Source organism: Ruegeria discodermiae (assembly GCF_030758345.1).
GTDB lineage: Bacteria > Pseudomonadota > Alphaproteobacteria > Rhodobacterales > Rhodobacteraceae > Ruegeria_C.
This window is the reverse complement of sequence record NZ_JAVAMO010000012.1, coordinates 123,907-148,710: the sequence shown is the minus strand read 5'-3', so window position 1 is coordinate 148,710 and position 24,804 is coordinate 123,907. Positions and strand designations below refer to the sequence as shown.

General features: G+C 59.1%; 21 protein-coding genes and 1 tRNA gene. 5 read left to right on the top strand and 17 right to left on the bottom strand.

Annotated features, from left to right (window positions below):
* Nucleotides 1-878 precede the first annotated feature (878 nt).
* Together Q5Y75_RS20735 and Q5Y75_RS20730 are read right to left on the bottom strand one after the other, a co-directional pair.
* Nucleotides 879-954, bottom strand: a tRNA-Ala gene (locus tag Q5Y75_RS20735).
* A 121-nt stretch (nucleotides 955-1,075) separates the two neighbouring features.
* The gene (locus Q5Y75_RS20730; protein WP_306201147.1) at nucleotides 1,076-1,402 is read right to left on the bottom strand and encodes a TIGR02300 family protein; all 327 of its coding nucleotides are present in this window, start codon (nucleotides 1,400-1,402) and stop codon (nucleotides 1,076-1,078) included.
* Nucleotides 1,403-1,501: 99 nt separating this feature from the next.
* On the opposite strand from Q5Y75_RS20730, the gene Q5Y75_RS20725 reads away from it, so the two are divergent.
* A complete protein-coding gene (locus Q5Y75_RS20725) occupies nucleotides 1,502-2,197 on the top strand; it encodes a M48 family metallopeptidase (RefSeq protein WP_306201145.1) in 696 nt (231 codons plus the stop codon).
* A gap of 30 nt (nucleotides 2,198-2,227) precedes the next feature.
* Entirely contained in the window at nucleotides 2,228-2,875 is a 648-nt protein-coding gene (locus Q5Y75_RS20720) for a GntR family transcriptional regulator (protein WP_306201141.1), read from the top strand.
* A 161-nt stretch (nucleotides 2,876-3,036) separates the two neighbouring features.
* Here the strand turns inward: Q5Y75_RS20720 and Q5Y75_RS20715 are convergent, their stop codons facing one another.
* Nucleotides 3,037-3,504: a GNAT family N-acetyltransferase gene (locus Q5Y75_RS20715; protein WP_306201139.1), complete on the bottom strand. Its 468-nt coding sequence runs from the start codon at nucleotides 3,502-3,504 to the stop codon at nucleotides 3,037-3,039.
* 1 nt (nucleotide 3,505) lies between these two features.
* Nucleotides 3,506-3,817, bottom strand: a complete 312-nt coding sequence (locus tag Q5Y75_RS20710; RefSeq protein WP_306201137.1) for an ETC complex I subunit — start codon at nucleotides 3,815-3,817, stop codon at nucleotides 3,506-3,508.
* Nucleotides 3,818-3,998: 181 nt separating this feature from the next.
* Between Q5Y75_RS20710 and uvrB the strand changes: the two genes are divergently transcribed.
* Entirely contained in the window at nucleotides 3,999-6,185 is a 2,187-nt protein-coding gene (gene uvrB / locus Q5Y75_RS20705) for an excinuclease ABC subunit UvrB (RefSeq protein ID WP_306201135.1), read from the top strand.
* 94 nt (nucleotides 6,186-6,279) lie between these two features.
* Entirely contained in the window at nucleotides 6,280-7,059 is a 780-nt protein-coding gene (locus Q5Y75_RS20700; RefSeq protein ID WP_306201133.1) for a hypothetical protein, read from the top strand.
* A 285-nt stretch (nucleotides 7,060-7,344) separates the two neighbouring features.
* On the opposite strand, the gene Q5Y75_RS20695 is transcribed toward Q5Y75_RS20700, so the two are convergent.
* From Q5Y75_RS20695 to Q5Y75_RS20665, 7 genes are all read right to left on the bottom strand, one after another.
* Nucleotides 7,345-7,701 (bottom strand): diacylglycerol kinase, encoded by a 357-nt coding sequence (locus Q5Y75_RS20695; protein ID WP_306201131.1) that lies wholly within the window; start codon nucleotides 7,699-7,701, stop codon nucleotides 7,345-7,347.
* Between the two features lie 154 nt (nucleotides 7,702-7,855).
* A complete protein-coding gene (rpoC, locus tag Q5Y75_RS20690) occupies nucleotides 7,856-12,097 on the bottom strand; it encodes a DNA-directed RNA polymerase subunit beta' (RefSeq protein ID WP_306201129.1) in 4,242 nt (1,413 codons plus the stop codon).
* A gap of 79 nt (nucleotides 12,098-12,176) precedes the next feature.
* Nucleotides 12,177-16,313, bottom strand: a complete 4,137-nt coding sequence (gene rpoB / locus Q5Y75_RS20685; protein ID WP_306201128.1) for a DNA-directed RNA polymerase subunit beta — start codon at nucleotides 16,311-16,313, stop codon at nucleotides 12,177-12,179.
* Nucleotides 16,314-16,560: 247 nt separating this feature from the next.
* A complete protein-coding gene (rplL, locus tag Q5Y75_RS20680; protein ID WP_306201126.1) occupies nucleotides 16,561-16,935 on the bottom strand; it encodes a 50S ribosomal protein L7/L12 in 375 nt (124 codons plus the stop codon).
* 80 nt (nucleotides 16,936-17,015) lie between these two features.
* A complete protein-coding gene (gene rplJ / locus Q5Y75_RS20675; protein ID WP_306201124.1) occupies nucleotides 17,016-17,534 on the bottom strand; it encodes a 50S ribosomal protein L10 in 519 nt (172 codons plus the stop codon).
* 312 nt (nucleotides 17,535-17,846) lie between these two features.
* A complete protein-coding gene (locus Q5Y75_RS20670; protein ID WP_306201122.1) occupies nucleotides 17,847-19,544 on the bottom strand; it encodes an AMP-binding protein in 1,698 nt (565 codons plus the stop codon).
* Between the two features lie 117 nt (nucleotides 19,545-19,661).
* Nucleotides 19,662-20,504, bottom strand: a complete 843-nt coding sequence (locus tag Q5Y75_RS20665; RefSeq protein WP_306201120.1) for a class I SAM-dependent methyltransferase — start codon at nucleotides 20,502-20,504, stop codon at nucleotides 19,662-19,664.
* Nucleotides 20,505-20,710: 206 nt separating this feature from the next.
* Between Q5Y75_RS20665 and Q5Y75_RS20660 the strand changes: the two genes are divergently transcribed.
* Nucleotides 20,711-21,688, top strand: coding sequence for a phosphotransferase (locus Q5Y75_RS20660; protein ID WP_306201118.1), 978 nt, complete (start codon nucleotides 20,711-20,713; stop codon nucleotides 21,686-21,688).
* 81 nt (nucleotides 21,689-21,769) lie between these two features.
* Here the strand turns inward: Q5Y75_RS20660 and rplA are convergent, their stop codons facing one another.
* The 6 genes from rplA to ccoS form a co-directional block, all read right to left on the bottom strand.
* Nucleotides 21,770-22,468: a 50S ribosomal protein L1 gene (rplA, locus tag Q5Y75_RS20655; protein ID WP_306201116.1), complete on the bottom strand. Its 699-nt coding sequence runs from the start codon at nucleotides 22,466-22,468 to the stop codon at nucleotides 21,770-21,772.
* Between the two features lies 1 nt (nucleotide 22,469).
* A complete protein-coding gene (gene rplK / locus Q5Y75_RS20650; protein WP_306201114.1) occupies nucleotides 22,470-22,895 on the bottom strand; it encodes a 50S ribosomal protein L11 in 426 nt (141 codons plus the stop codon).
* Nucleotides 22,896-23,107: 212 nt separating this feature from the next.
* Entirely contained in the window at nucleotides 23,108-23,578 is a 471-nt protein-coding gene (locus Q5Y75_RS20645) for a hypothetical protein (protein ID WP_306201112.1), read from the bottom strand.
* Between the two features lie 52 nt (nucleotides 23,579-23,630).
* Nucleotides 23,631-24,164 carry a transcription termination/antitermination protein NusG gene (gene nusG, locus Q5Y75_RS20640; protein WP_306201110.1) on the bottom strand — a complete coding sequence of 178 codons (534 nt, stop codon included), beginning with the start codon at nucleotides 24,162-24,164 and terminating at the stop codon, nucleotides 23,631-23,633.
* 189 nt (nucleotides 24,165-24,353) lie between these two features.
* Nucleotides 24,354-24,551 carry a preprotein translocase subunit SecE gene (gene secE, locus Q5Y75_RS20635; protein WP_306201108.1) on the bottom strand — a complete coding sequence of 66 codons (198 nt, stop codon included), beginning with the start codon at nucleotides 24,549-24,551 and terminating at the stop codon, nucleotides 24,354-24,356.
* Nucleotides 24,552-24,643: 92 nt separating this feature from the next.
* Nucleotides 24,644-24,802 (bottom strand): cbb3-type cytochrome oxidase assembly protein CcoS, encoded by a 159-nt coding sequence (gene ccoS / locus Q5Y75_RS20630; protein WP_306201106.1) that lies wholly within the window; start codon nucleotides 24,800-24,802, stop codon nucleotides 24,644-24,646.
* Between the last annotated feature and the right edge of the window lie 2 nt (nucleotides 24,803-24,804).

Genomic DNA, 24,804 nt, shown 5'->3' with positions numbered 1-24,804 from the left:
CAACGCCGATCTGCCTGATCGCATCAAGACGGGACATCCCTTGCCCCATCAGAACTTCAACCTGCCGTAACTTCGAGACAATCTCTTCGGGCTTCGGTCTCTTGTTTGCCATTCGTAGTCCTCCGTTTCCTGAACATAACGGTGGACCCGTTCAGTTGGGGAGGCTCAGCCGCTGAGCAAAGAGGGCGGACAGTAGAGGCCCGGAGGAGTTCCTCAACGGCTACTACTGTACTCATGTTGTTCCGGCCCTTCTGCGCGCACTTAGGCGCTGTGAAGTCATAATCCCCGAGAGAGTTGGAGTAGTCTTCTAGAGCATTGTGAATACCAATGTTGGCTTTTCTGATCTCATCCAAGATCATCCACAGTGCTTTGCGGGGTTGCTTTTGATCGACCCCCGCCTGTTTGCAGAACCTCACGAACTCTTCGGTGGCGAAGTCCTTTCCGAGCAGTTCCCAAAGCTCTTGGTTTGGCATCTCGAAGAGGCGCCGTGCGTCTGCATTGCGCTCTAATTGCTCTGGCGACATAGGTCCCTCGGCGTCTAGCCTCTGCTTGGCCTTAGTCAGTCTTACCTGGAAGTGCTCGTATACCTTCGCCCGCAGTTCGCTGTGGTTCATGCCTATTCCGCTTGTGTGTCGGTTTAGTGTTTCGCCGCACACTGCAAGGTATCTCGCCAGACTTCCAGCCTCCTTCGGACACCTTGTACGCAACCACATGCGAATAGACCGTCTGGGGCTGTTGTGTCGGGTTTGGGGTATCGGCCATCGGAAGTAGAAAATGCCGTGTCGCGACTGGCTCAGGTAGGCGGGTAGCTTCATCGTGTGTCACACCTGTGTGTCACACTGCTTTAGTATTCGCCTATCATATTGACTTGAGAGGGATGGTGGAGCCTAGGGGAGTCGAACCCCTGACCTCTTGCATGCCATGCAAGCGCTCTCCCAACTGAGCTAAGGCCCCGATCCTATACCGATCAAACGGTGGCGGACGTTTATGAAAGGCTGGCCCCGAGCGCAAGTGTTAAATCGTCGGAGCCGGCATTTTTTGGCTGCCGCGGTCCATCCGGCGCGGCGGCAGCGAGTCAGGAATCGTCGTCTTCGGAGGCGACGTCGGCGATCTCTTCGAGGGGGACGTTGTCCTCGTCCTCGTCATCATCCAGCAGATCGTCTTCCAGTTCGATGTCGACAGTGTCGTCATCGTCCAGAACGGCGTCGTCGCTGTCGGCTTTCTGCTTGGCCTTGACCGAGGCCGCATCTTCAGCGTCGGCGGCGATCATCCGGCTCTTGCCGGTGTCAAACTCCACGACCTCGCCTGTATAGGGGCTGACGATCGGGTCCTTGTTCAGGTCATAAAACCGTTTGCCGGTGGTCGGGCAAACGCGCTTTACGCCCCATTCTTCCTTGGGCATAGAAAATCCCCTTGATATCACGTGAGTCGTATGACGATTCCGGTCACCTGCCATATGCTGTAGGGACTGTCAAAGCCTTTGAGGGCAAGGGGCGCAAACATGGCCGATCATCACCTTCCCGGCGCGCCGCCGGTGCCGCTGCTCCTGCGCCGCTCGGCGCGGGCGCGGCGGATCAGCCTGCGGATATCGCAGTTGGATGGGCGGGTCACCCTGACCCTGCCCAAAGGTGTGCCTGAGCGCGAGGCGCTGGATTTTGCCCGCTCCAAAGAAGGGTGGATTCGCGATCACATTAGTGCCCGGCCCGATCAGGTTGAGGTAGCGCCGGGCGCGCAGATCCCGGTCGAAGGCACGTTACGCACCATCGTCGCGGCACAGGGGCGGCGGGTGGCGTTGCGCGCGGAGGAAATCGCGGTGCCCACAGGGGCGGAGGCACGGCGGCTGCAGCGCTATCTCAAGGAACTGGCGCGCGACAGGTTGGTGGCGGCCTCCGATCACTACGCGCAGGCGTTGGGCCGAAACTACGCTCGGATCACGCTCAGGGACACGCGGTCGCGTTGGGGGTCATGTTCTTCGGAAGGCGCGCTGATGTATTCCTGGCGCCTGATCCTCGCGCCATCTGAAGTGCTGCGCTATGTGGCGGCGCATGAGGTGGCGCATCTGGCCGAAATGAATCACTCGGCGCGGTTCTGGGCGCAGGTCGACCGCATCCATGGTCCCTACGAAGCGCCGCGCCGATGGCTGCGCGAACAGGGGGGTACGCTGCACCGGTTCCGGTTCGAAAGTGACGAAGGTTGACCTCCTCCTCGGATGTGATCACATGGGCGTATGCTGACACAACGCGCACCCGATCATGCCGCGGTTGCCCATGACCGCATCTATCGCAGCCTGCGAACCCGCATCATGCATGGCGAGATTGCGCCTGGCGCGGCGTTGACGCTGCGCGGGATCGGCAAGGAATATGACGTGTCGATGACCCCTGCGCGCGAGGCGGTGCGGCGGCTGGTGGCTGAGGGCGCGCTGTTTCTGTCCAACTCGGGCCGCGTCTCGACCCCGGAACTCAGCAATGACCGGATCGAGGAACTTGCCGCGCTGCGCGCTCTGCTCGAAGTGGAGTTAGCCAGCCGTGCCCTACCAAGGGCCCATATCGCGCTGATCGACCGGTTGGTGACTATCAACGGTTCGGTGGCTGAGATGGTCAGCAAACGCGATGCGGTGGGCTACATCCGTGCCAATCTGGAATTTCACCGCACGCTCTATCTGCGCGCGCAGGCCCCCGCCATGCTGGCCATGGCTGAAACCGTCTGGCTGCAATTGGGACCGACTATGCGCGCGCTATATGGCCGCCTGCGCCGGACCGATCCGCCGCATCATCACCGCCTGATCATCGCCGCGCTCAAGGCAGGTGATGAGCCGGGGCTGCGCCTGGCCGTCCGCTCAGATGTCACCCAGGGCTTGCGACTGCTGGTCAGCTGAACGCCGGGCCCGGAGGGCCTCGAGCGGACACATTCGGGAGGCTTTATACGTGATGGCAGGCTGCGCGACGCCTCTCAACAAGCGCTGTGGCTGATATGCAAAGCTCGTTTGCGGCCCGTGAGAACGAAATGTAACGATCTCTAACGCTGCCAAAATCAACCTCACAACAAGCGCGTCATGAAAGTGCTGAGAGGGTCGAGTTGATAATCCCCAAAAGGCGGGCATTCGCTGAACCCATGGGCGGCATAAAGCGCGCGGGCGGGGGCAAAGATCGGGTCTGATCCAGTCTCAAGGCTCAGCCGGTGCAAACCACGGTCCTGCGCCTCGGTGATCAGCGCCTGCAGGATGGCGCGGGCAATGCCACGCCCGCGCGCTTCAGCGGCGGTATGCATGGATTTCAACTCGCCATGGCCCGACGCGATTTCGTTCAGAGCGCCGATGCCCAGAACCGTGCCCGCCTGCCGTGCGCTGATCAGAGTGACGTCTGCCTCCTGCAGCGCATCAGGCTCCATGACATGGCAGCTTTCTTCGGGCGAGCTTTCACGCATCAGCGCAAAATGTCGCAGCAGCAGGTCGCGTACATCCGCCGCGCGGACGTCATCGCGGCCGATCACCAGTTCCGCGACCATCTCAGTGGGTCCAGGGGCTGCGCCGGTTGGTTGCGAAATTCTCGCCATAGCCCATCGGCCGGATGTTCGGCTTGCGCGTGTGCGGTTCTGTCACCTGCGCGTCGATCCCATGCGCCTTGGCGTAATCCAGCGCCTCTTCCTTGCTGTCGAACTGCAAATGCACCTGGCTTTGCGTATCGGCGGACGAGGTCCAGCCCATTAGTGGATCGATCTCGCGCTCTGACGCGGGGGCGTATTCCAGCACCCATTTCCGGGTCTTCGCCATCCCCGATGTCATCGCGTTTCTCGCAGGTTGGTAGATGCGTGCGCGCATTGCCGTCTCCGTCGATCAATTCGTCCCGAACCGTTATGCGCTAGCGCAGCCTTGCGGACAAGTTGCAACTCTCTGCGACCGGCTATGCTGCAAATCCAAATGCAAAGCTGTTCCATGCCCCGCCCCCCTTGCAAGTGGACAAAATAAGAACAAATCTAGGGGTCTGACTTGGAGTTTGCCTATGCCTTATGCCAGTACTGACCGATCCCAGCTTGCCACTGAAGACGTCCGCGCGCGCGCCAAGCTGGAAGGCGGACGGCGCTTTGTCATGCAGACGGAGTTTTCCCCCGCCGGGGACCAACCCACCGCGATCGCGGAGCTGACCCAGGGGGTCGGCGAAGGGGAGAGGAACCAGGTGCTGCTGGGCGCTACCGGCACCGGCAAGACCTTCACCATGGCCAAAGTGATCGAGGAAACCCAGCGCCCGGCCATCATCCTGGCACCCAACAAAACGCTGGCGGCGCAATTATACGGCGAATTCAAGGGCTTCTTCCCTGACAACTCGGTCGAGTATTTTGTCAGCTTTTACGACTATTACCAGCCCGAGGCCTATGTCCCGCGCTCCGACACTTACATAGAAAAGGAATCCCAGATCAACGAGCAGATCGACCGCATGCGCCACTCGGCCACGCGGGCGCTGCTGGAACGCGACGATGTGATCATTGTGGCTTCTGTCTCTTGCATCTACGGCATCGGTTCGGTCGAGACCTATGGGGCGATGACTCAGGATCTGAAGGTGGGCAAGGAATACGACCAGCGACAGGTGATGGCCGATCTGGTCGCCCAGCAATACCGCCGCAATGATCAGGCCTTTCAGCGCGGCTCGTTCCGGGTGCGCGGCGACAGCCTCGAAATCTGGCCCGCCCACCTGGAGGACCGCGCCTGGAAGCTCAGCTTTTTCGGCGAGGAACTGGAAACCCTGACCGAATTCGACCCGCTCACCGGCGAGAAAACCGACACGATGGAACAGATCCGCGTCTATGCCAACTCGCATTACGTGACACCGAAACCAACGATGCAGCAGGCGATAATCGAGATCAAAAAGGAACTCCGCATCCGGCTGGACCAACTGGTGGGCGAAGGCAAACTGCTGGAAGCGCAACGTCTGGAACAGCGCACCAATTTCGACCTGGAAATGCTCGAAGCCACCGGCGTCTGCAACGGGATCGAAAACTATTCGCGTTACCTCACCGGCCGCGCCCCGGGCGAGCCGCCCCCGACCCTGTTTGAATTCATCCCCGACCATGCCATCGTCTTCGCCGACGAATCCCACGTCAGCGTGCCCCAGATCGGCGGCATGTACCGGGGTGACTATCGGCGCAAGTTCACCCTGGCCGAACACGGGTTCCGCCTACCCTCCTGCATGGACAACCGCCCGCTGAAGTTCGAGGAATGGGACGCAATGCGCCCGCAATCGGTCTTTGTTTCGGCAACGCCTGCAGGCTGGGAGATCGAGCAATCCGGCGGCGTCTTCACCGAGCAGGTGATCCGCCCCACCGGCCTGTTGGACCCCGAGGTTGAAATCCGGCCCGTCGAGATGCAGGTGGACGATCTGCTGGACGAGGTGCGCAAGGTGGCCGCCAACGGCTTCCGCACGCTGGTCACGACGCTGACCAAACGCATGGCCGAGGACCTGACCGAATACCTGCACGAACAGGGCATCAAGGTCCGCTACATGCACTCCGACATCGACACGCTGGAACGGATCGAAATCCTGCGCGACCTGCGTTTGGGGGCCTTCGACGTGCTGGTCGGCATCAACTTGCTGCGCGAGGGGCTCGACATCCCCGAATGCGGACTCGTCGCCATTCTGGACGCCGACAAGGAAGGCTTCCTGCGGTCCGAGACCTCGCTAATCCAAACCATCGGCCGCGCCGCGCGAAATGCCGACGGGCGGGTGATCATGTATGCCGACAAGATCACCGGTTCCATGGAGCGCGCCTTGGGCGAGACTAACCGCCGCCGCGCCAAGCAGATCGCCTATAACGAGGAACACGGCATCACCCCCGAGACGGTGAAAAAAAATGTCGAGGACGTTCTGGCCGGTCTCTACGAAGGTGACGTCGACATGAACCGCGTCACCGCCACCATCGACAAACCGATGCACGGCGCGAACCTTGAGGCCCATCTGGACGGCCTGCGCGAGCAGATGCGCAAAGCCGCCGAGAACCTGGAATTCGAAGAGGCCGCCAATATCCGGGATGAGATCAAACGTCTGGAAGCGGTCGATCTGGCCGTCGCCGACGACCCCATGGCGCGGCGATGGGCGGTCGAGAAAGCCTCGGAAGACGCCGTGAAATCGCGCGGACGGTCAACAGCTGGCAGGCCGGGTCAGCGGGGTGGGAATGTGAAGCGGCGGAGGCGGTAGCTTTCGCAGGATCGCAATCGAAGAAACAGGTTCCTCGTAAGTTACACTCAGGTTAGTAGTTGTATGTGGAGTTCTTGAAAGACGTCTCGGAGGCATGGGCCCAGAGGGTCAGAAGCCCGCTTCTTGGCTCGGTTGCAATTTCTTTTTTTTGGCAATCAATTGGAAACCATTTTGGTTTCTTTTTTTCGCAAAATCCACTTTGCTCGAAAAATTTGCATTCTTTGATAGCAACACGAACATACAAACCCTGTTATGGTACCCGCTCTTTGTCGGGCTCGGGTTGGCTCTTGCGCTTCCATGGATTCAGTTGGGCGGGGCTATCTTGTCGAGACGGCCTATTGAACTGCTAAGACAGCATCAGAGCGATGCTATTCACAAGCAGAGGATTTACCAACTCAATCATCAGATTGAGGAAGAGGAGCTGCGAGCCAAACTTGACAAGACTCGCGAAGAAGCGAAAATTGCGGCGGCCGAACGCTTGGAAAGAGCTCAAAAGATTGATGAAAACCTTGCCGAAGGTATCATTGATGATCGGCAAGCGGCTGACAGCGCCACAAACGGCTTTTCCACTCTAACCCGGCCAGAACGTGATCTCATTTGCGTTATTGCAAAATATGGAAATGGGTTTGTCGGTACATTCGAAATTGATGAAGGTTATCGCTTCGTAGCCGGGGAAATCGAGTTTATGATACCTCATAGACGCTTATTGGAATTAAACGGCAGTCTGGAAAAATTTAGAGAAATGAACTACCTACGAGAATTCGAAAACGAGCTAACCTTGTCGGGATACGAGTTAGCTGACGATATCGCGTTGCGGAGCAATGAATCTCAAGAGGCTCGAAGAGATAGGTTCATAGAGCACTTTGCAGATTAGGAGCCGCAGGGCGAACACTCGCACCCATCTTTTCCGATCATCTGCAATGATGGGTGAAGTCACCTGCCTTAAATTGCTTCCCTAAGAACGCAGCGTCTCGAACTTGCAGCCCTATGCATACTCCTCCCTGTTTCAATACAAACTGCGTTTCCAAACCGTTGCTGTTAAGACCTCGAACACCCTGCCCAGCACGCATGAGGTCCAAAGCGCCATTCACCAGGTGCGCGGCACCCGCGCGATAATTGCTGAGGATTTGGCCAAGTCTCAGGAACCTCCGCCTGCGCCTCAGATCAGCCCCAGGATAACCACCAGCCAAGCCACGCCCGCCGCAATTGCGGTCAGGGCGACGGCGGCGCTGGCGGCGTCCTTGGCCTGACCGGCCAATTCGTGGTGCTTGGTCGAGGTGAAATCCACCGCCCGTTCGATGGCCGTGTTAAAAAGCTCGGCCACCAGAACCAGCAGGCCCAGCGCCAGGATCAACGCGCGTTCTCCGGCGCTCAGCGGCAGCCAGAGGGCCAGGGCCGCCGAGACGAGATTGGCCCAGACCCAACTGCGGAACGAATATTCCTCGCGCCAGGTCACGACCAGCCCGGCCCAACTCCAGATCGTTCGGTCTTTCAGGCGTGCAAAGAAGTTGCGCATGGGTCCTCCGCTGCGGCATTTCGGGCGTCATCGCAAGGATGCAACCGGGCCGGGGCGGGAAAATCAAGCATCCATCGCGGTGTCTCATCAGATATGGCAAAAGGAAAGGGCCCCGCCTTGCGGCGGAGCCCCCTATCCTTCTGAACCGCATGTCTTATTCGCGGCTTTCCGGTGTATCGACTAGCGTGTCGAAATCGTCGCTGATGAAGTCGTCTTCCATAACCGGCGCAGCGAGCGCTGCAGCGGCTTCGGCCTCTTCCCGGCGCGCCTCGATCACGACATTGTCGCGGTCCTGCGCCACGCGGCGCACGCGCTGGGTGGCGCCACCGGTCCCGGCGGGGATCAGGCGACCCACGATGACGTTTTCCTTCAGACCGACGAGCTTGTCCTTCTTGCCCTGCACCGAGGCTTCGGTGAGCACGCGGGTGGTCTCCTGGAAGGAGGCCGCCGAGATGAAGGACCGGGTCTGCAGCGAGGCCTTGGTGATGCCCAGCAGGATCGGTTCACCCTGCGCCGGACGACCACCTTTGGCGATCGCCTTTTCACAGGCCGCATCGAATTCCTGCTTATCCACATGTTCGCCCTTGAGCAGCGTGGTGTCGCCAGATTCCTGGATCTCCCACTTCTGCAGCATCTGGCGCACGATGACCTCGATGTGCTTGTCGTTGATCTTCACACCTTGCAGGCGATAGACGTCCTGAACCTCGTCGATCATGTAATCCGCCAGCGCTTCGACACCCATGATGGACAGGATGTCATGCGGGGCCGGGTTGCCGTCCATGATATAGTCACCCTTCTGCACGAAGTCGCCTTCCTGCACAGGGATATGCTTGCCCTTGGGCACCATGTATTCGACGGCTTCCAGCGTCTCATCTGCGGGCTCGATCGAGATGCGGCGCTTGTTCTTGTAGTCGCGGCCAAAGCGCACGTAACCATCAATTTCGGCGATGATCGCGTGATCCTTGGGACGACGTGCCTCGAACAGTTCGGCCACACGCGGCAGACCGCCGGTGATGTCCTTGGTCTTTGCACCTTCACGCGGGATACGCGCGACAACGTCACCGGCTTCGATCTTCTGACCGTCTTCGGCAGAGAGGATCGCATCGACCGACATCGGGTAATGCACCGGATGCCCCTGATCGTTGCGCACCGGTTCGCCGTCTTCGCCCATCAGAATGATCTCGGGCTTGAGGTCGTTGCCTTTCGGAGCCGCACGCCAGTCAATCACGATCTTCTGAGTCATGCCGGTGGCATCGTCGGTCTCGTCACGGACAGCGATGCCCGAGACCAGATCGACATATTTCACCGTACCCGATTTTTCGGCGATGATCGGCAGGGTATAGGGATCCCATTCGAACAGCTTGTCGCCGCGCGCGATCTTATCGCCATCCTTGACGAACAGCTTGGAGCCATAACCCAGCTTGAAGCTGGCGCGTTCCTCACCATGCTCGTCATTGATGATCAGCTTCATGTTCCGGCCCATCACCAGGTTCTCACCTGCCGCATTTGCCAGAATCTGCGGGTTCTCGAAGACGATCACACCGTCCTGACCAGCCTCCTGGAAGGATTGCTGACCACCTTGGGCAACGCCGCCGATGTGGAAGGTCCGCATCGTCAGCTGGGTGCCTGGTTCACCGATCGACTGCGCCGCGATGATGCCGACAGCCTCGCCAGTGTTGACCATTGTGCCGCGCGCAAGGTCACGACCATAGCACATGGCGCAGACGCCTTCCTCGGCCTCACAGGTCAGCGGCGAGCGGATGCGCGCACTGACCACACCAGCCTCGTCAACCGCGTCCGCCATGCGTTCGTCGATCAACTGGCCTGCAGCGACCAGCACATCGGTGGTGCCGGGCTTGAGGATGTCATCGGCCGCAACACGACCCAGAATGCGATCGGCGAGCGAGGACACGACCTCACCATCGTTCACCGCGGCCTCGGCCGTGATGGCGCGGTCGGTGCCGCAATCATGCGCACGCACGATGCAGTCCTGCGCCACGTCCACCAGACGACGGGTCAGGTAGCCCGAGTTCGCCGTCTTAAGCGCGGTGTCGGACAGACCTTTCCGCGCGCCGTGGGTCGAGTTGAAGTATTCAAGAACGGTCAGACCTTCCTTGAAGTTCGAGATGATCGGCGTTTCGATGATGTCGCCGTTCGGCTTCGCCATCAGGCCGCGCATCCCGCCCAGCTGCTTCATCTGCGTGACCGAGCCACGGGCACCGGAGTGAGCCATCATGTAGACCGAGTTCGGTTCCTGTTCGGCTCCGTTCTCGTCGCGATCCGAGGACGAGATCGTGCCCATCATCGCATCGGTGACGCGGTCGTTACATTTGGACCAGGCATCGACAACCTTGTTGTACTTTTCGCCCTGAGTGATCAGGCCGTCCATGTACTGTTGTTCGAAATCCTTCACATGGCTGCGGGTATCTTCAACGATGCCCCATTTGTCGTCGGGGATCACCATATCGTCCTTGCCGAACGAGATGCCGGCCTTGAACGCCTCGCGGAAGCCCATGGTCATGATCTGGTCGCAGAAGATGACCGATTCCTTCTGACCGCAATAACGGTAGACGGTGTCGATGACCTGCTGCACTTCTTTCTTCCGCAGCAGACGGTTGACCAGTTCAAACGGTGCCTTCGCGTTCAGCGGCAGCAACGCACCCAGACGGACACGGCCCGGCGTGGTTTCGAACCGTTTCTGAACCTCCAGACCGTTTTCGTCGATCTGGGTAATCCGCGCGGTGATTTTCGAGTGCAGATGCACCTCTCCCGCGTCCAGCGCGTGCTGAACTTCTTCAATCGAACCAAAGATCTTGCCTTCGCCCGGCATGCCTTCGCGCTCCAGGGTCACGTAGTAGAGACCCAGGATCATATCCTGCGACGGAACGATGATCGGCGCTCCGTTTGCAGGCGACAGAACGTTGTTCGTCGACATCATCAGAACACGGGCTTCCAACTGGGCCTCAAGGCTCAGCGGGACGTGAACGGCCATCTGGTCCCCGTCGAAGTCGGCGTTAAAGGCCGAGCAAACCAGCGGGTGCAGCTGGATGGCTTTACCTTCGATCAGAACCGGTTCGAACGCCTGAATGCCCAGACGGTGCAGCGTCGGCGCACGGTTCAGCATGACAGGGTGCTCGCGGATCACCTCGTCGAGGATATCCCACACTTCGGGGCGTTCTTTCTCGACCAGTTTCTTCGCCTGTTTCACAGTCGAAGACAGACCCTTGGCTTCAAGGCGCGAGTAGATGAACGGCTTGAACAGCTCCAGCGCCATCTTCTTGGGCAGACCACATTGATGCAGCTTGAGTTCCGGGCCGGTCACGATGACCGAACGGCCCGAGAAGTCGACGCGTTTCCCCAGAAGGTTCTGGCGGAAACGACCCTGCTTACCTTTCAACATGTCCGACAGCGATTTCAGCGGACGCTTGTTGGCTCCGGTGATCACACGGCCACGACGGCCGTTGTCGAACAGAGCGTCCACGGATTCCTGCAGCATCCGCTTTTCGTTGCGAACGATGATGTCAGGCGCGCGCAGCTCGATCAGACGCTTCAGACGGTTGTTCCGGTTGATGACACGGCGATAGAGATCGTTCAGATCCGAGGTTGCGAACCGGCCCCCATCCAGCGGCACCAGCGGGCGCAGTTCCGGCGGGATGACTGGGATCACGGTCAGAACCATCCATTCCGGGCGGTTGCCGGATTCAAGGAAGCTTTCGACCACTTTCAGACGCTTGATGATCTTCTTGGGCTTCAGCTCGCCGGTGGCTTCGGCCAGGTCAGCGCGCAGCTGCTCGGCTTCGGCCTCAAGGTCGATCTGGGCCAGCATTTCCCGGATGGCTTCGGCACCGATATTGGCGGTGAACGCGTCCATGCCATAGGCATCCTGCGCGTCCATATACTCTTCTTCGGTCAGCATCTGGCCGTAGGTCAGGTCGGTCAGACCGGGCTCGATGACGACATAATTTTCAAAGTACAGAACCCGTTCCAGATCGCGCAGCGTCATATCCAGCATCAGACCGATACGGGAGGGCAGCGATTTCAGGAACCAGATATGGGCGACAGGCGCGGCCAGTTCGATATGGCCCATCCGCTCGCGGCGGACCTTTTGCAGGGTGACTTCCACACCGCATTTCTCGCAGACAACGCCGCGATATTTCATGCGCTTATATTTGCCGCAGAGGCATTCATAATCTTTGATCGGGCCAAAGATCCGCGCGCAGAACAGACCGTCACGCTCGGGCTTGAACGTGCGGTAGTTTATGGTTTCGGGTTTCTTGATCTCACCATAGGACCAAGAGAGAATCCGTTCCGGGCTCGCCAGCGAGACCTTGATTTCATCAAAGACCTTTTGCGGAGTCAGCGGGTTGAACGGGTTGTTGGTCAGTTCCTGGTTCATTTGTTTACCTCAAATTCGTGCGGATGTGTGGGACGAGGAAGGCGTTTCGAAACGCCTTCCCAAGGTCTTTGCAAAGCCCTTATTCCGTCTCCTCCGCATCCAGGAGTTCCATGTTCAGGCCAAGGCCGCGGACTTCTTTCACTAGAACGTTGAAGCTCTCGGGAACGCCCGCTTCGAAATTGTCCTCGCCCTTGACGATCGACTCATAGACCTTGGTCCGGCCTGCCACGTCGTCCGATTTCACCGTCAGCATCTCCTGCAGGGTGTAGGCGGCGCCGTAAGCTTCCAGGGCCCAGACCTCCATCTCGCCAAAGCGCTGACCACCGAACTGCGCCTTACCGCCCAGCGGCTGCTGGGTGACGAGGCTGTAGGGCCCGGTCGAGCGCGCGTGGATCTTGTCATCCACCAGGTGGTGCAGTTTCAGCAGGTACTTGATGCCCACGGTCACGGGACGTGCAAACTGCTCGCCGGTGCGACCGTCGAACAGAACCGACTGACCGCTTTCCGAGAACCCCGCGCGCACCAGCGCGTCGTTGACGTCCGCTTCTTTGGCGCCGTCAAAGACCGGGGTTGCGATCGGAACACCGCGGGTCACGTTGCCCGCCGCCTCGACCAGACGATCCTCTTCCATGCCGCTGATGCCTTCTTCATAGACATCCTCGCCATAGGCCAGCTTCATCGCCTCGCGCACTGGGGTCAGGTCGCCGGACCGGCGGTATTCACCAAGAGCGTCATCGATGTTCAGACCCAGACCGCGCGCGGCCCAACCCATATGGGTTTCAAGGATCTGACCGACGTTCATACGCGACGGCACGCCCAGCGGGTTCAAACAGAAGTCAACCGGGGTACCATCGGCCAGGAACGGCATGTCTTCCATCGGGACAACCTTGGAGATCACACCCTTGTTCCCGTGACGACCAGCCATCTTGTCACCCGGCTGCAGCTTGCGCTTCACGGCGATGAAGACCTTGACCATCTTCATCACACCCGGCGGCAGGTCGTCACCACGACGGACTTTCTCGACCTTGTCTTCGAAACGGGCGTCCAGAGCACGTTTCTGCACTTCGTACTGCTCGTTCAGAGCCTCGACGACCTGTGCATCCTGCTCGTCTTCCAGCGCGAGCTGCCACCACTGACCACGGGTCAGTGTATCCAGCAGATCCTCGGTGATGTCCGAGCCCGCCTTGACGCCTTTCGGCCCCTTGACGGCTTTCTTGCCCAGGATCATGCCCTTGAGACGCGCATAGATGTTGCGGTCGAGGATGGCGAGTTCGTCATCGCGGTCACGGGCCAGACGCTCGACTTCCTCACGCTCAATCTGCAACGCACGCTCGTCTTTCTCGACGCCGTGACGGTTGAAGACGCGCACCTCGACCACGGTACCGAAATCGCCCGGCTTAACGCGCAGCGACGTGTCGCGCACGTCAGAGGCTTTCTCACCAAAGATGGCACGCAGTAGCTTTTCTTCCGGGGTCATCGGGCTTTCGCCCTTTGGAGTGATCTTGCCGACCAGAATATCGCCCGGCTCCACATCCGCGCCGATGTAGACGATGCCCGCCTCGTCGAGGTTGCGCAGCGCTTCTTCACCAACGTTCGGAATGTCGCGCGTGATCTCTTCCGGACCCAGCTTTGTATCACGGGCGGCGACTTCGAATTCCTCGATATGGACCGAGGTAAAGACGTCGTCGCGCGCGATGCGCTCGGAGATCAGGATCGAGTCTTCGTAGTTGTAGCCGTTCCAAGGCATGAACGCGACGACCACGTTCTTGCCAAGCGCCAGTTCACCCATATCGGTGGACGGACCATCGGCCAGAACTTCGCCCTTCACAACCGTCTGACCCACCTTCACCAGCGGACGCTGGTTGATGCAGGTGTTCTGGTTCGAGCGCTGGAACTTGCGCATGCGGTAGATATCCACACCCGCATCGCCCAGTTCCAGATCCTCGGTCGCCCGGATCACGATCCGCTGGGCGTCAACCTGGTCGATGATGCCCGCGCGTTTCGCCATGATCGCCGCGCCGGAATCGCGCGCCACGACCTCTTCGATGCCGGTGCCGACCAGCGGTGCCTCTGCCCGCAGAAGCGGAACCGCCTGACGTTGCATGTTCGAGCCCATCAGAGCGCGGTTGGCGTCGTCATTTTCCAGGAACGGGATTAGCGAGGCCGCGACCGAGACCAGCTGTTTCGGGCTGACGTCGATCAGGTCCACCGCATCAACCGGGGCCAGCGTATAGTCACCGGCCTGGCGGGTGTTGACCATCTCGTTGATGAACCGACCCTCACCGTCCAGCGTCGCGTTGGCCTGCGCCACGGTGTGACGCATTTCCTCGGTCGCCGACATATAGTGAACCTCATCGGTCACCTTGCCTTTGTTAACGACGCGATATGGCGTTTCGATGAAGCCGTATTTGTTCACGCGGGCAAACGTAGCCAGCGAGTTGATCAGACCGATATTCGGACCTTCCGGCGTTTCAATCGGGCACATCCGGCCATAGTGGGTCGGGTGTACGTCGCGCACCTCAAAGCCCGCACGTTCCCGCGTCAGACCGCCGGGGCCAAGCGCCGAGAGGCGGCGTTTGTGGGTGACTTCAGACAGCGGGTTGGTCTGGTCCATGAACTGGCTGAGCTGCGACGAGCCGAAGAATTCGCGCACCGCGGCGGCAGCCGGTTTCGCGTTGATCAGGTCCTGCGGCATCACCGTATCGATCTCGACCGAGGACATGCGTTCCTTGATCGCGCGCTCCATGCGCAGCAGGCCGACGCGGTACTGGTTTTCCATCAGCTCGCCGACCGAACGGACCCGACGGTTGCCGAGATGGTCGATATCGTCCACATCGCCCTTGCCGTCGCGCAGTTCCACCAGCGCCTTGATGCAGGCGACGATGTCTTCCTTGCGCAGCGTGCGCTGCGTGTCTTCGGCATCGAGCGCCAGGCGCATGTTCATCTTCACACGGCCAACCGCGCTGAGGTCATAGCGCTCGCCGTCGAAGAACAGCGTGTCAAACAGCGCCGAGGCGGCCTCGACGGTGGGCGGCTCACCCGGGCGCATGACGCGGTAGATATCCATGAGCGCAGTATCGCGGCCCATGTTCTTGTCCGCTGCCATGGTGTTGCGCATGTAGGGGCCGACATTGACGTTGTCGATGTCCAGAACCGGGATGTCGGTAATGCCCGCATCCATCAGATCCTTGACCGTACCGCCGATCAGCTCGCCATCCTTGTCATATTCCAGCGTCAGCTCATCACCGGCCTCGACATAGATCGCGCCGGTCTCTTCGTTGATGATGTCCTTGGCGACAAATTTGCCAACGATGTGGTCGAACGGCACCAGCAGATCGGTAACCGCCCCCTCTTCGATCAGCTTCTTGACCGCGCGCGGGGTGACCTTCTTGCCCGCTTCGGCAATCACTTCGCCGGATTTCGCATCGACCAGATCATAGGTCGGACGGGTGCCGCGCACACGCTCGGGGAAGAACGGGGTGACCCAACCTTTCTTCTTCTCCAGCTTGAAGGGCACGGTGTTGTAATAGGCATCCATGATGCCTTCCTGATCGAGACCCAGCGCATAGAGCAGGGTTGTCACCGGCAGTTTGCGGCGACGGTCGATCCGGGCAAAGACGATGTCCTTGGCGTCGAATTCGAAATCCAGCCAGCTGCCGCGATACGGGATGATGCGGCAGGCAAACAGCAGCTTGCCCGAGGAATGGGTCTTGCCCTTGTCATGGTCAAAGAACACACCGGGCGAGCGGTGCATCTGGGACACGATCACGCGCTCGGTGCCGTTCACGATGAAGGTGCCATTCGGAGTCATCAGGGGCATGTCGCCCATGAAGACATCCTGTTCCTTGATGTCCTTGACCGACTTGGCGCCGGTATCCTCGTCCACATCAAACACGATCAGGCGCAAGGTGACCTTCAGCGGCGCGCTGTAGGTCATGTCGCGCTGCATGCACTCTTCGACGTCGTATTTGGGACGCTCCAGATCGTATTTCACGAACTCCAGAACGGAGGTTTCGTTGAAATCCTTGATCGGGAAGACCGACTGGAACACGCCTTTGATGCCTTCGCCGTCAAGCGGCATGTCGGCATCGCCGGAGCGCAGGAAGAGATCATAGGAAGATTTCTGCACCTCAATGAGGTTCGGCATATCCAGAACTTCGCGGATTTTGCCGTAATATTTACGAAGACGTTTCTGGCCAAGGAACGTTTGAGCCATGTCAGATGTCACCTTTCAGGTTCTCAGCGGTCAAGACTACCGTCGGGCCCCGGTAGCTTGCCCCTACGAGACAGCAGGTCCGGATCAATTCATGGCCACCGTCCCGAGTGGCGGCCTCCCGATCCGAAAACCCTGCCTTAGAAAACGCTTTGTCGGCAAAGCCCTTTCTAAGACAGGTTCGGCTGGACCCGGATTTCTCCGGGCCCAGCCAAATTTTGCGGCGCAATGGATGCGCCTGTCGCCTGACTTAGGCCAGTTCGACTTCGGCGCCAGCTGCTTCCAGCTTGCCTTTGACTTCTTCGGCTTCGTCTTTTGCAACGCCTTCTTTGATCTTGCCACCGGCTTCGACCAGTTCTTTGGCTTCTTTCAGGCCAAGACCGGTGATCGCGCGGACTTCTTTGATCACGTTGATTTTCGAAGCGCCGGCGTTCTTCAGAACGACGTCGAATTCGGTCTTCTCTTCCTCGGCTGCGCCACCGGCGTCAGCAGGGCCAGCCATGACAACGGCGCCGCCTGCTGCGGGCTCGATGCCGTACTCGTCCTTGAGGATGGTTTTCAGTTCTTGTGCTTCCAGCAGGGTCAGACCCACGATGCTTTCTGCGAGTGCTTTCAGATCAGCCATTGTATCAGCTCTTTCCGTTTTACAGTGTGTGTTCCAACGTCAGGGTGTGCACCCCACGCCGGTCATTCAGTGCCAACCGCTTACGCAGCTTCCGCCTTCTCTTCGATGGTCGAAAGGATGCTTGCGATGTTGCTTGCAGGTGCGCCAATGGCGCCAGCGATGTTCGAAGCAGGTGCGCCGATCATGCCCGCGATGGTAGCAATGAGCTCCTCGCGCGACGGCATTTTCGACACGGCTTCGACGCCGGCACGGTCCAGAGCGTTCTCGCCCATTGCACCGCCAAGGATTGCGAACTTCTTGTTCTCCTTGGCGAAGTCCTCGGCCACCTTGGCTGCTGCCACGGGGTCCTCGGAATAGGTCAGAACGGTCATCCCCGTCAGCAGGTCAGCGATGCTTTCACACGGCTTACCCTCAAGGGCGATTTTGGCGAGCCTGTTCTTGGCAACACGCACAGATCCACCCGCTTCGCGTGCACGCGCGCGCAGATCCTGCATTTCAGCAACTGTCAGACCGACGTAGTGAGAAACCACCACGACGCCAGAGCTTTCAAAGATCTGGCCGAGTTCCTCGACCACTTTCTCTTTCTGGGCTCTATCCACAGTTCTCTCCAAGTTAGGGATGTTGGACATCCCGGCTCATATTTGCCGTGGCCAAAGCCCCGGCGTTCAGGTCCGTTGTTACGGGGTTGAGCCAAAATTCGCCCGAAGGTCTAGCCCTCGATCTCATTGGTCTTTACCCGTCTCAGGCAGGAAATTAAGACCCCTTGCAGGGTCACCCACCGTCTTGGACGAAACAAAATAAAGCGCACGACGAATCGCACGCTTTATTCCGCAGCCCTACTTAGGCCAGAGCGGCGGGGTTTCCAAGAGGTAAAGTGACAGATCGGCCCGCTTTGACACGCAGTCTGCGGGTTATTTCAGATAATCGTCTCTCAACTTTCGCCGCAGCACCTTTCCGGACAGGGTCACAGGGACTTCATCGACAAAATGAACCTGTTTTGGGACCTTGTAGCTTGTCAGAACCTCGCGGCAGGCTGCGAGTATCGCGTCCTCAGTCAGAGCGTCATCACCGCGCACGACAAAGGCGGCGGGAACTTCGGCGGATTTTTCGTCGGGGATACCGATGACACCCACCTGAACCACACCCGGAACAGTGGAAATCACGTCTTCGATCTCGTTGGGCGATACGTTGAAGCCGGAGACAAGGATCATATCCTTCTTGCGGTCAACGATTTCGAGGAACCCGTCCCCATCCATGACACCGATGTCACCGGAGTAGAGCCAACCGTCGCGGAGTGTTTCAGCCGTGGCATCAGGCCGATTGAGATATCCTTTCATCAATGTCGGGCCGCGCGCGATCACCTCACCCGGTTCGCCCGTTGGAACATCTTTGCCGTCCTCATCCACAATTCGGATTTCGGCCCCCGGTACGGGAATGCCAACCTTGCCCAGGCGGTTATCGGATGGCGGGTTCATGGTGAGAACGCCCGCGATTTCCGTCATCCCATATCCCTGATGGATGCTGATTCCGGTCATATCCTGCCATTTGGTGGCGACGCCGACCTGCTGCGCGGCTCCTCCCGACCCACAGAAGCGAACATCCGAAAGCATCTTTTTATCGAACCAAGGCTCAACCATCATCGCGGCGTATAATGTGTTGATCCCGATGAACCATGTGGGTTTGTATTTTTCAAACGCTGTTTTCAGGTTTGAGGGTGGGCGCGGGCTGGGCACCAGCACCCCGTGCCCACCGGTTTGCAAGCCGGCGACGAAGAGCAGCACATAGGCGGTGATGTGATAGAGCGGCAGCACGACGAGGGCGGTCTCACCGCTGTCTCCCATCTCGCTTTCAGTCGTCAGGAACGCCTGATGGGCATTCAGCACCACCGCCTCATGCGAAAGCTCGGCACCCTTGCTGCGCCCGGTGGTCCCGCTTGTGTATTGATACAAGGCCGTATCGGTCGGCTTTATGTGATCGCTATAGGCAGAAACGTTCTTGCCCTGAATGGACTTACGGCCCCGTTCCAGTGCTTGAGACATCCGAACATGCGGCGTTGACATGTCCGGTATGACCTTGCGCACATGTTTCAGGACAAAGCCAAGCAGGGCTTTCTTAAACGTTGGGAAAAAGTCGACCAGCGACAGGGTGACGACATGTTTGACATTGGTCTGGCCGATCACCTGATCCACCTTGTCACCGAACAGATCAATGATCACCAGAACCCTCGCGTCGCTGTCGACCAACTGGTGCTCAAGCTCTTGCGCCGTATAAAGCGGATTGACATTGGTGCTGATACAACCCGCTTTTGCGATGCCCAGTGATGCCACGCAAAACCCGATGCAATTGGGTGCCATCAGCGCTACCGTGTCGCCAGCCACAAGCCCCAGATCTTCGCGCAGATAGCCCGCAAACTGATCCGATTGCGCGTCCAGTTCGGCAAAGGTTATCGTGCTGTCTGCTCCGGTCGGGAGGATGGTTGTTAGCGCGGGGCGATCGCCATAGGACCGTACGGCCACTTCGAACATTTGCACAAGCGTCCGGTTCTCGGTCCTGGCTGGATCGAAGGTCAAAGCGGCCTGCGAATAGTGCTTTTCCCATTGCTTATGCATACCCCACCCCTCTGGAAGTTTTATTGCGCAAAATGACCCCTTGGCATCACATTATACAATATGACCTACCGGACCAACCATCCGAAACTCGGCAAAAACCGGCGTAGAGCCCGGCCATCAGCGCCGGATGGCCAGGAACCGCGCGCCGCTCAAACCGCCGGTTCGGTACTGATCGACAAAGAAGGCATAGGCGCTGTCCCAATTGTCGAAATGAGCTTGACCGAAACGTTCGACCGTCTGGTCCTTCAGACTGCGGTACATCGCCAGACGCTCGATCAGGATGTCGCGCCAGATCTCGCCCAGATCAATGGCCTTCTGCACCGCAAGACCGGCCCTTTCGAGCCGCTGACAATATTCGGGGATCGTACAGAGCCCGGCAAAGGCCATCTCCCTTTCCAACCGCTGGCGCTTCTCGGCTGAGGTCGCGTCGGTGGCCACGATATCTGTGAAGGCCAGTCTGCCGCCCGGTTTCAGAACCCGGGCCGCTTCCTGTAGCAGTTTGTCCTTATCCGGGATATGGCAGAACGCCTCCTGACTGACGGCCACATCGAATTCGGCATCCGGAAAGGGCGTGTTCATCGCGTCAGCGCAAAGAAAGGTCACACGGTCTGCCTGCCCTGTCATCTCGGTCAGCGTCTCGGCCCCCTCGATCCGGCTGGCGGTCAAATCCACCCCGGTCACACGGCAGCCATAGTGACGCGCAAGATACCGCGCGGGTCCACCCAACCCGCAGCAGATATCCAGAACATGATCACTTTCGGCAAGACCCACCAATTCCGCCAGCGCGTCATTTGCCGCCACGCCGGAATAATGGTCCTGATCGTAGGCTTGCAGCGTATCCTCAGTGAGGGTCTGCGGATCGACTCCGTCCCGGACCAGTTTTTCCAGAATTTGCGGCAAACTGATCGGATGGCTGTCGTAGAAGGATCGCACCTCTGCCAGATGGGTGTCTTTGCTCATATTGTCCTCCCATGGGTCGCCTGCGCTGCGTGTCTCACCCTACCCTGCATCGCTTCGTCCGGGTCGAAAAGCCAAGAGGCCGATATCGCGCCACTTTCATTCCCCCAAAGTGAGATTGACATCACGCGGGGCCTCCTGTCCATTTGCCCCGGCGGCAGCGGCTCAGTCCGCTGTCTCCCCTCCCCGGCCTGCAGCACGGATCAGAAATGCCGACCCTGTCCCAACAAGAAACGCATCTTGCTTCGGCCTATGTGGAGGAATTTGCGCGGGCCTGCCTTGGCGGGGCGACCCCCAGTTTCGACTGCATCTATCGCTCCAGCAACTTCCCCGAGACACGTCTGGTCCTGCGCGTGGATGCCGGGGGCGAGGCTTATGCGCTGAAGATCGACACCGAATCCCCCGCCACCGGGCGGCTGAAAGCCGAGTTTGGTGTCCTGCAGGAGTTATCCGCATATTTTCAAGCCAACGAGAGCACTGAGGTCTTGCGCCCGATCTATTACGCGCCGGGAAATACCTTTTTCGTTACAGAGTTCATCGACCGACCGACGGCGGTTGATCTGATCTACAACTCTCCCGATGACAGCAAGGTGGCGCAGGTCTACCGCCGGGCCGGGTCGTGGCTGCATGACCTGCACGGATTTCGGGACCCCTCTCAGATGCCGTTCTGGCCGCAATGGATGATGGAGAGCATTCGGGAATCGATCAAGACTGCCGGTCCCGCTATTGCTGATGACACGCAAGCGATGATGAACATCATGCGCGCCGATGCCGGGCGATTGCGCGGCAAACCCGTTTTGCGCGTCTTTTCGCATGGCGATTTTCACGGCTTGAACCTGATCCTCGGACAAGGCGCCATGATCGGGCTGGACTTCACCGAGGTGATCGAGAAACCGGCAGTCTACGACATCGTCGATTTCCTAAAGGCGGATGTGTTTCGCGACGAGCGCGGGCAGGAACTGGATCGCAGCGGTATCCTCAAGGTGAACAAGGATATGTTCTTTCGCCGCTACCGCCACCCGATCGACATGGATATTCTGGACTTCTGCATCCGGGCAAGGCTGCTGAAGGATTGGCTGGAAGTGTCCGGGGAAAGCTATCAGCCGACTGAGTTCGAGACCCAAAGAACCCAACGCCTGCTCCACCGCTTGCGCCTGGCCCTGACTGCTCCTGTCTCGGCGGGCTGAAATGGCCATTGCAGTGCATAAAAAATCCCCGGAGCGCACCTGGCACTCCGGGGACCTGATCTTTGACCTTATGGCTTTGGCTTACTCGCTCGAGGCGCTGGCCACATCAAGGGTCACGCCGGGGCCCATGGTCGAGCTCAGCGCGATTTTCTTCATGTAGGTACCCTTGGCGCCCGCGGGCTTGGCCTTGGCCACGGCCGAGATGAAGGCGCGGATGTTTTCGACCAGCTTGCCTTCGTCAAACGACGCTTTGCCGACACCGGCATGCACAACGCCGCCTTTTTCCGCCTTGAACTGAACTTCACCGCCCTTGGCTGCTTCCACGGCCGCTTTCACGTCCATGGTCACGGTGCCGACCTTGGGGTTCGGCATCAGGTTGCGGGGGCCTAGCACTTTACCCAGACGACCAACGACGGGCATCATGTCCGGGGTTGCGATGCAGCGGTCAAACTCAATAGTGCCGCCCTGGATGGTTTCCATCAGGTCCTCGGCGCCAACGATATCCGCACCTGCGGCCTGCGCCTCTTCGGCTTTGGGTCCACGGGCGAAGACAGCAACGCGCATAGCCTTGCCGGTGCCGTTGGGCAGACCAACAACGCCGCGCACCATCTGGTCCGCGTGACGCGTATCAACGCCGAGGTTCATCGCGATCTCGACGGTTTCATCAAATTTCGAGGTTGCGTTGGCCTTGACCAGAGCAACGGCTTCTTCGACCGACAGGTTGTCCTTGCCAGCCACAGCTTCGCGCGCGGCGCGGGTGCGTTTTCCGAGCTTTGCCATCTTACTTCACCTCGATGCCCATGGACCGGGCAGAGCCCAGGATGATCTGCATTGCGCCTTCGATATCGTTGGCGTTCAGATCCTTCATCTTCGCTTCGGCGATCTCGCGCACCTGCTTGGTGCTAACGGTGCCGACGATTTCGCGGCTGGGGTTGTTGGCACCCGATTTCAGCTTGGCGGCCTTTTTCAGGTAGTAAGACGCGGGCGGCGTCTTGATGTCCATGGTAAAGGACTTGTCCTGATAATAGGTGATCACGGTCGGGCACGGCGCGCCGGGCTCCAAATCTGCGGTCTTGGCGTTGAACGCCTTGCAGAATTCCATGATGTTGATGCCGCGCTGACCCAGCGCCGGACCAACCGGCGGAGAGGGGTTGGCTTGACCTGCAGGAACCTGCAGCTTCATTGTACCAGCAAGCTTCTTGGCCATTTGGTTTTCCTTTCAACGTAGGCAGGACGCGTCCCACCCGGTTTATGTTGCGTGGTCCGATCCGGGATCGCGATCCCAGCAATCTCCCACGAGAGAATCTCGCCCAAAGACGATAGAGGCGGCGTGTACAGCGGAACGGAGGTGTTGGCAAGTGGCGGGCGGCAGTTACCAAAAAAAACACTGCAAAGCCGGGTACCGCCTTCTCTATCAGGTCACGGATCAGGCGCACGCCCCACCCGAATAACCCCTTCGTCAACGCTTCGAACGAAATACTGAACGATATTGCCACTCGGTCCAAACAACAGAGCCGAGTCGCCAAAAAGACCCGTCCCGCCAGTCCTGGCTTTGACGGTTTTGGTTTCTGGTCCGGGAATATCGCTTGCTTCGACTCGCTTTCCCGCCACGTCGCAGCTGACATGAGAAATCAGGGCTCGGCCGGAAGTATCGACAGGTATGTCTAGTTTGGCAGGCGTTGCGAATGACCTGTCAATTTCCGGGCCACGGACAGTGCAACTAGCGGCGACCGGCACCCCATCGTTTTCCGCACTGAACGTCATGGAACGTGTTTTCACTGAAGCAGACGTGGGTGCGACAGCCAATGGTGCCGGATCAGGTGTATTCGATCCGGTGGTAGTATTGCACGCGGCCAATACGATACAACCAGCCAAAAAAGCCAATCTCATTATGATCTCCTGTTGAGTTGCTAACGGACAATCATAAAGAGGAGTCTGGCTGTCAACTCTGCTTCGTAACCTGCGTGAAGTCCAGCTCGACCGGGGTTTCCCGGCCAAAGATCGAGACGGTGACCTTGAGCTTCTGGTTGTCGTCGTCGACGCCTTCGACCATCCCGTCGAAATCCTCGAACGGGCCATCGTTGACCTTGACCTTTTCGCCGATCTCGAAGGAGATCATCAGCTTGGGCGCTTCTTCGCCTTCCTGAACGCGGTTCAGGATCTGGTTCACCTCGGCGTCGCGCATCGGCATCGGGCGGCCTTGGGGACCGAGGAACCCGGTGACGCGGTTGATCGAGTTGACCAGGTGATAACCCTGATCGGACATTTCCATATGCACCAGAACATAGCCGGGCATGAAGCGGCGTTCGGTCGTGACCTTCTTGCCCCGGCGCACTTCGATCACCTCTTCGGTGGGCACCAAAACCTCGTCGATCTCGTCCTCAAGTCCAAGCTCAGCGACCGAAGTGCGGATCTGCTCTGCGATCTTCTTCTCGAAATTCGAGAGAACGCTGACCGAGTACCACCGTTTCGCCATGAACCTGCCGTCCTTGTCCTGTCTGCGGTGCGATCGGCTGCCGAGCGACACCTGTGATTAAATTCATGCCTGCCGGAACAAAAAGCGGCGCGCAACTCGAATCGCCGCACGCCCGTCCCGAAGGGTCGCGCTGACCTACTCCGAGTGCCCCCGATACGCAAGAGGGATCGGGCAGAAACCGGGTCTGGTTTAGTTGAACGCGCCCAGGATCGCCTGCAGCCCGCTGCGAATGCCAAGATCAACCAGCGCAAAGAAAACAGCCGTCAGGGCGGCCATGATGAACACCATCACCGTGGTCAGCAGCACCTCGCGGCGGGTCGGCCAGACGACCTTGGAAACCTCGGCGCGGACCTGCTGGATGAACTGGATCGGGTTGGTGATAGCCATGTGGCACACGTCTCTTTGCTAGCGGATGGGCGGGACATAGCCGGGCATTGCGGCGATTTCAAGGGCAGGATGCGGTCCATCACGCAGGTATGTCAGGGTTTGGGCTTGTCGTCCCATTCATCGTTCAGGATACGGCGCGCGTCGCCCTCGGGATCGTCATACTGGTTGGAGCGCACGGTATAGATGAAGCCCAGCAGACCAGCGCCGCCCAGAAGCAGCGAAATCGGGATCAGATAGGTCAGGATGTTCATCA

Coding starts and splice junctions, on each gene's coding strand:
- Q5Y75_RS20730 (WP_306201147.1), bottom strand. CDS start 1,402: ATGCCCAAGGAAGAATGGGGCGTAAAGCGCGTTTGCCCGACCACCGGC.
- Q5Y75_RS20725 (WP_306201145.1), top strand. CDS start 1,502: ATGGCCGATCATCACCTTCCCGGCGCGCCGCCGGTGCCGCTGCTCCTG.
- Q5Y75_RS20720 (WP_306201141.1), top strand. CDS start 2,228: ATGCTGACACAACGCGCACCCGATCATGCCGCGGTTGCCCATGACCGC.
- Q5Y75_RS20715 (WP_306201139.1), bottom strand. CDS start 3,504: ATGGTCGCGGAACTGGTGATCGGCCGCGATGACGTCCGCGCGGCGGAT.
- Q5Y75_RS20710 (WP_306201137.1), bottom strand. CDS start 3,817: ATGCGCGCACGCATCTACCAACCTGCGAGAAACGCGATGACATCGGGG.
- uvrB (WP_306201135.1), top strand. CDS start 3,999: ATGCCTTATGCCAGTACTGACCGATCCCAGCTTGCCACTGAAGACGTC.
- Q5Y75_RS20700 (WP_306201133.1), top strand. CDS start 6,280: ATGGGCCCAGAGGGTCAGAAGCCCGCTTCTTGGCTCGGTTGCAATTTC.
- Q5Y75_RS20695 (WP_306201131.1), bottom strand. CDS start 7,701: ATGCGCAACTTCTTTGCACGCCTGAAAGACCGAACGATCTGGAGTTGG.
- rpoC (WP_306201129.1), bottom strand. CDS start 12,097: ATGAACCAGGAACTGACCAACAACCCGTTCAACCCGCTGACTCCGCAA.
- rpoB (WP_306201128.1), bottom strand. CDS start 16,313: ATGGCTCAAACGTTCCTTGGCCAGAAACGTCTTCGTAAATATTACGGC.
- rplL (WP_306201126.1), bottom strand. CDS start 16,935: ATGGCTGATCTGAAAGCACTCGCAGAAAGCATCGTGGGTCTGACCCTG.
- Q5Y75_RS20670 (WP_306201122.1), bottom strand. CDS start 19,544: ATGCATAAGCAATGGGAAAAGCACTATTCGCAGGCCGCTTTGACCTTC.
- Q5Y75_RS20665 (WP_306201120.1), bottom strand. CDS start 20,504: ATGAGCAAAGACACCCATCTGGCAGAGGTGCGATCCTTCTACGACAGC.
- Q5Y75_RS20660 (WP_306201118.1), top strand. CDS start 20,711: ATGCCGACCCTGTCCCAACAAGAAACGCATCTTGCTTCGGCCTATGTG.
- rplA (WP_306201116.1), bottom strand. CDS start 22,468: ATGGCAAAGCTCGGAAAACGCACCCGCGCCGCGCGCGAAGCTGTGGCT.
- rplK (WP_306201114.1), bottom strand. CDS start 22,895: ATGGCCAAGAAGCTTGCTGGTACAATGAAGCTGCAGGTTCCTGCAGGT.
- Q5Y75_RS20645 (WP_306201112.1), bottom strand. CDS start 23,578: ATGAGATTGGCTTTTTTGGCTGGTTGTATCGTATTGGCCGCGTGCAAT.
- nusG (WP_306201110.1), bottom strand. CDS start 24,164: ATGGCGAAACGGTGGTACTCGGTCAGCGTTCTCTCGAATTTCGAGAAG.
- secE (WP_306201108.1), bottom strand. CDS start 24,551: ATGGCTATCACCAACCCGATCCAGTTCATCCAGCAGGTCCGCGCCGAG.
- ccoS (WP_306201106.1), bottom strand. CDS start 24,802: ATGAACATCCTGACCTATCTGATCCCGATTTCGCTGCTTCTGGGCGGC.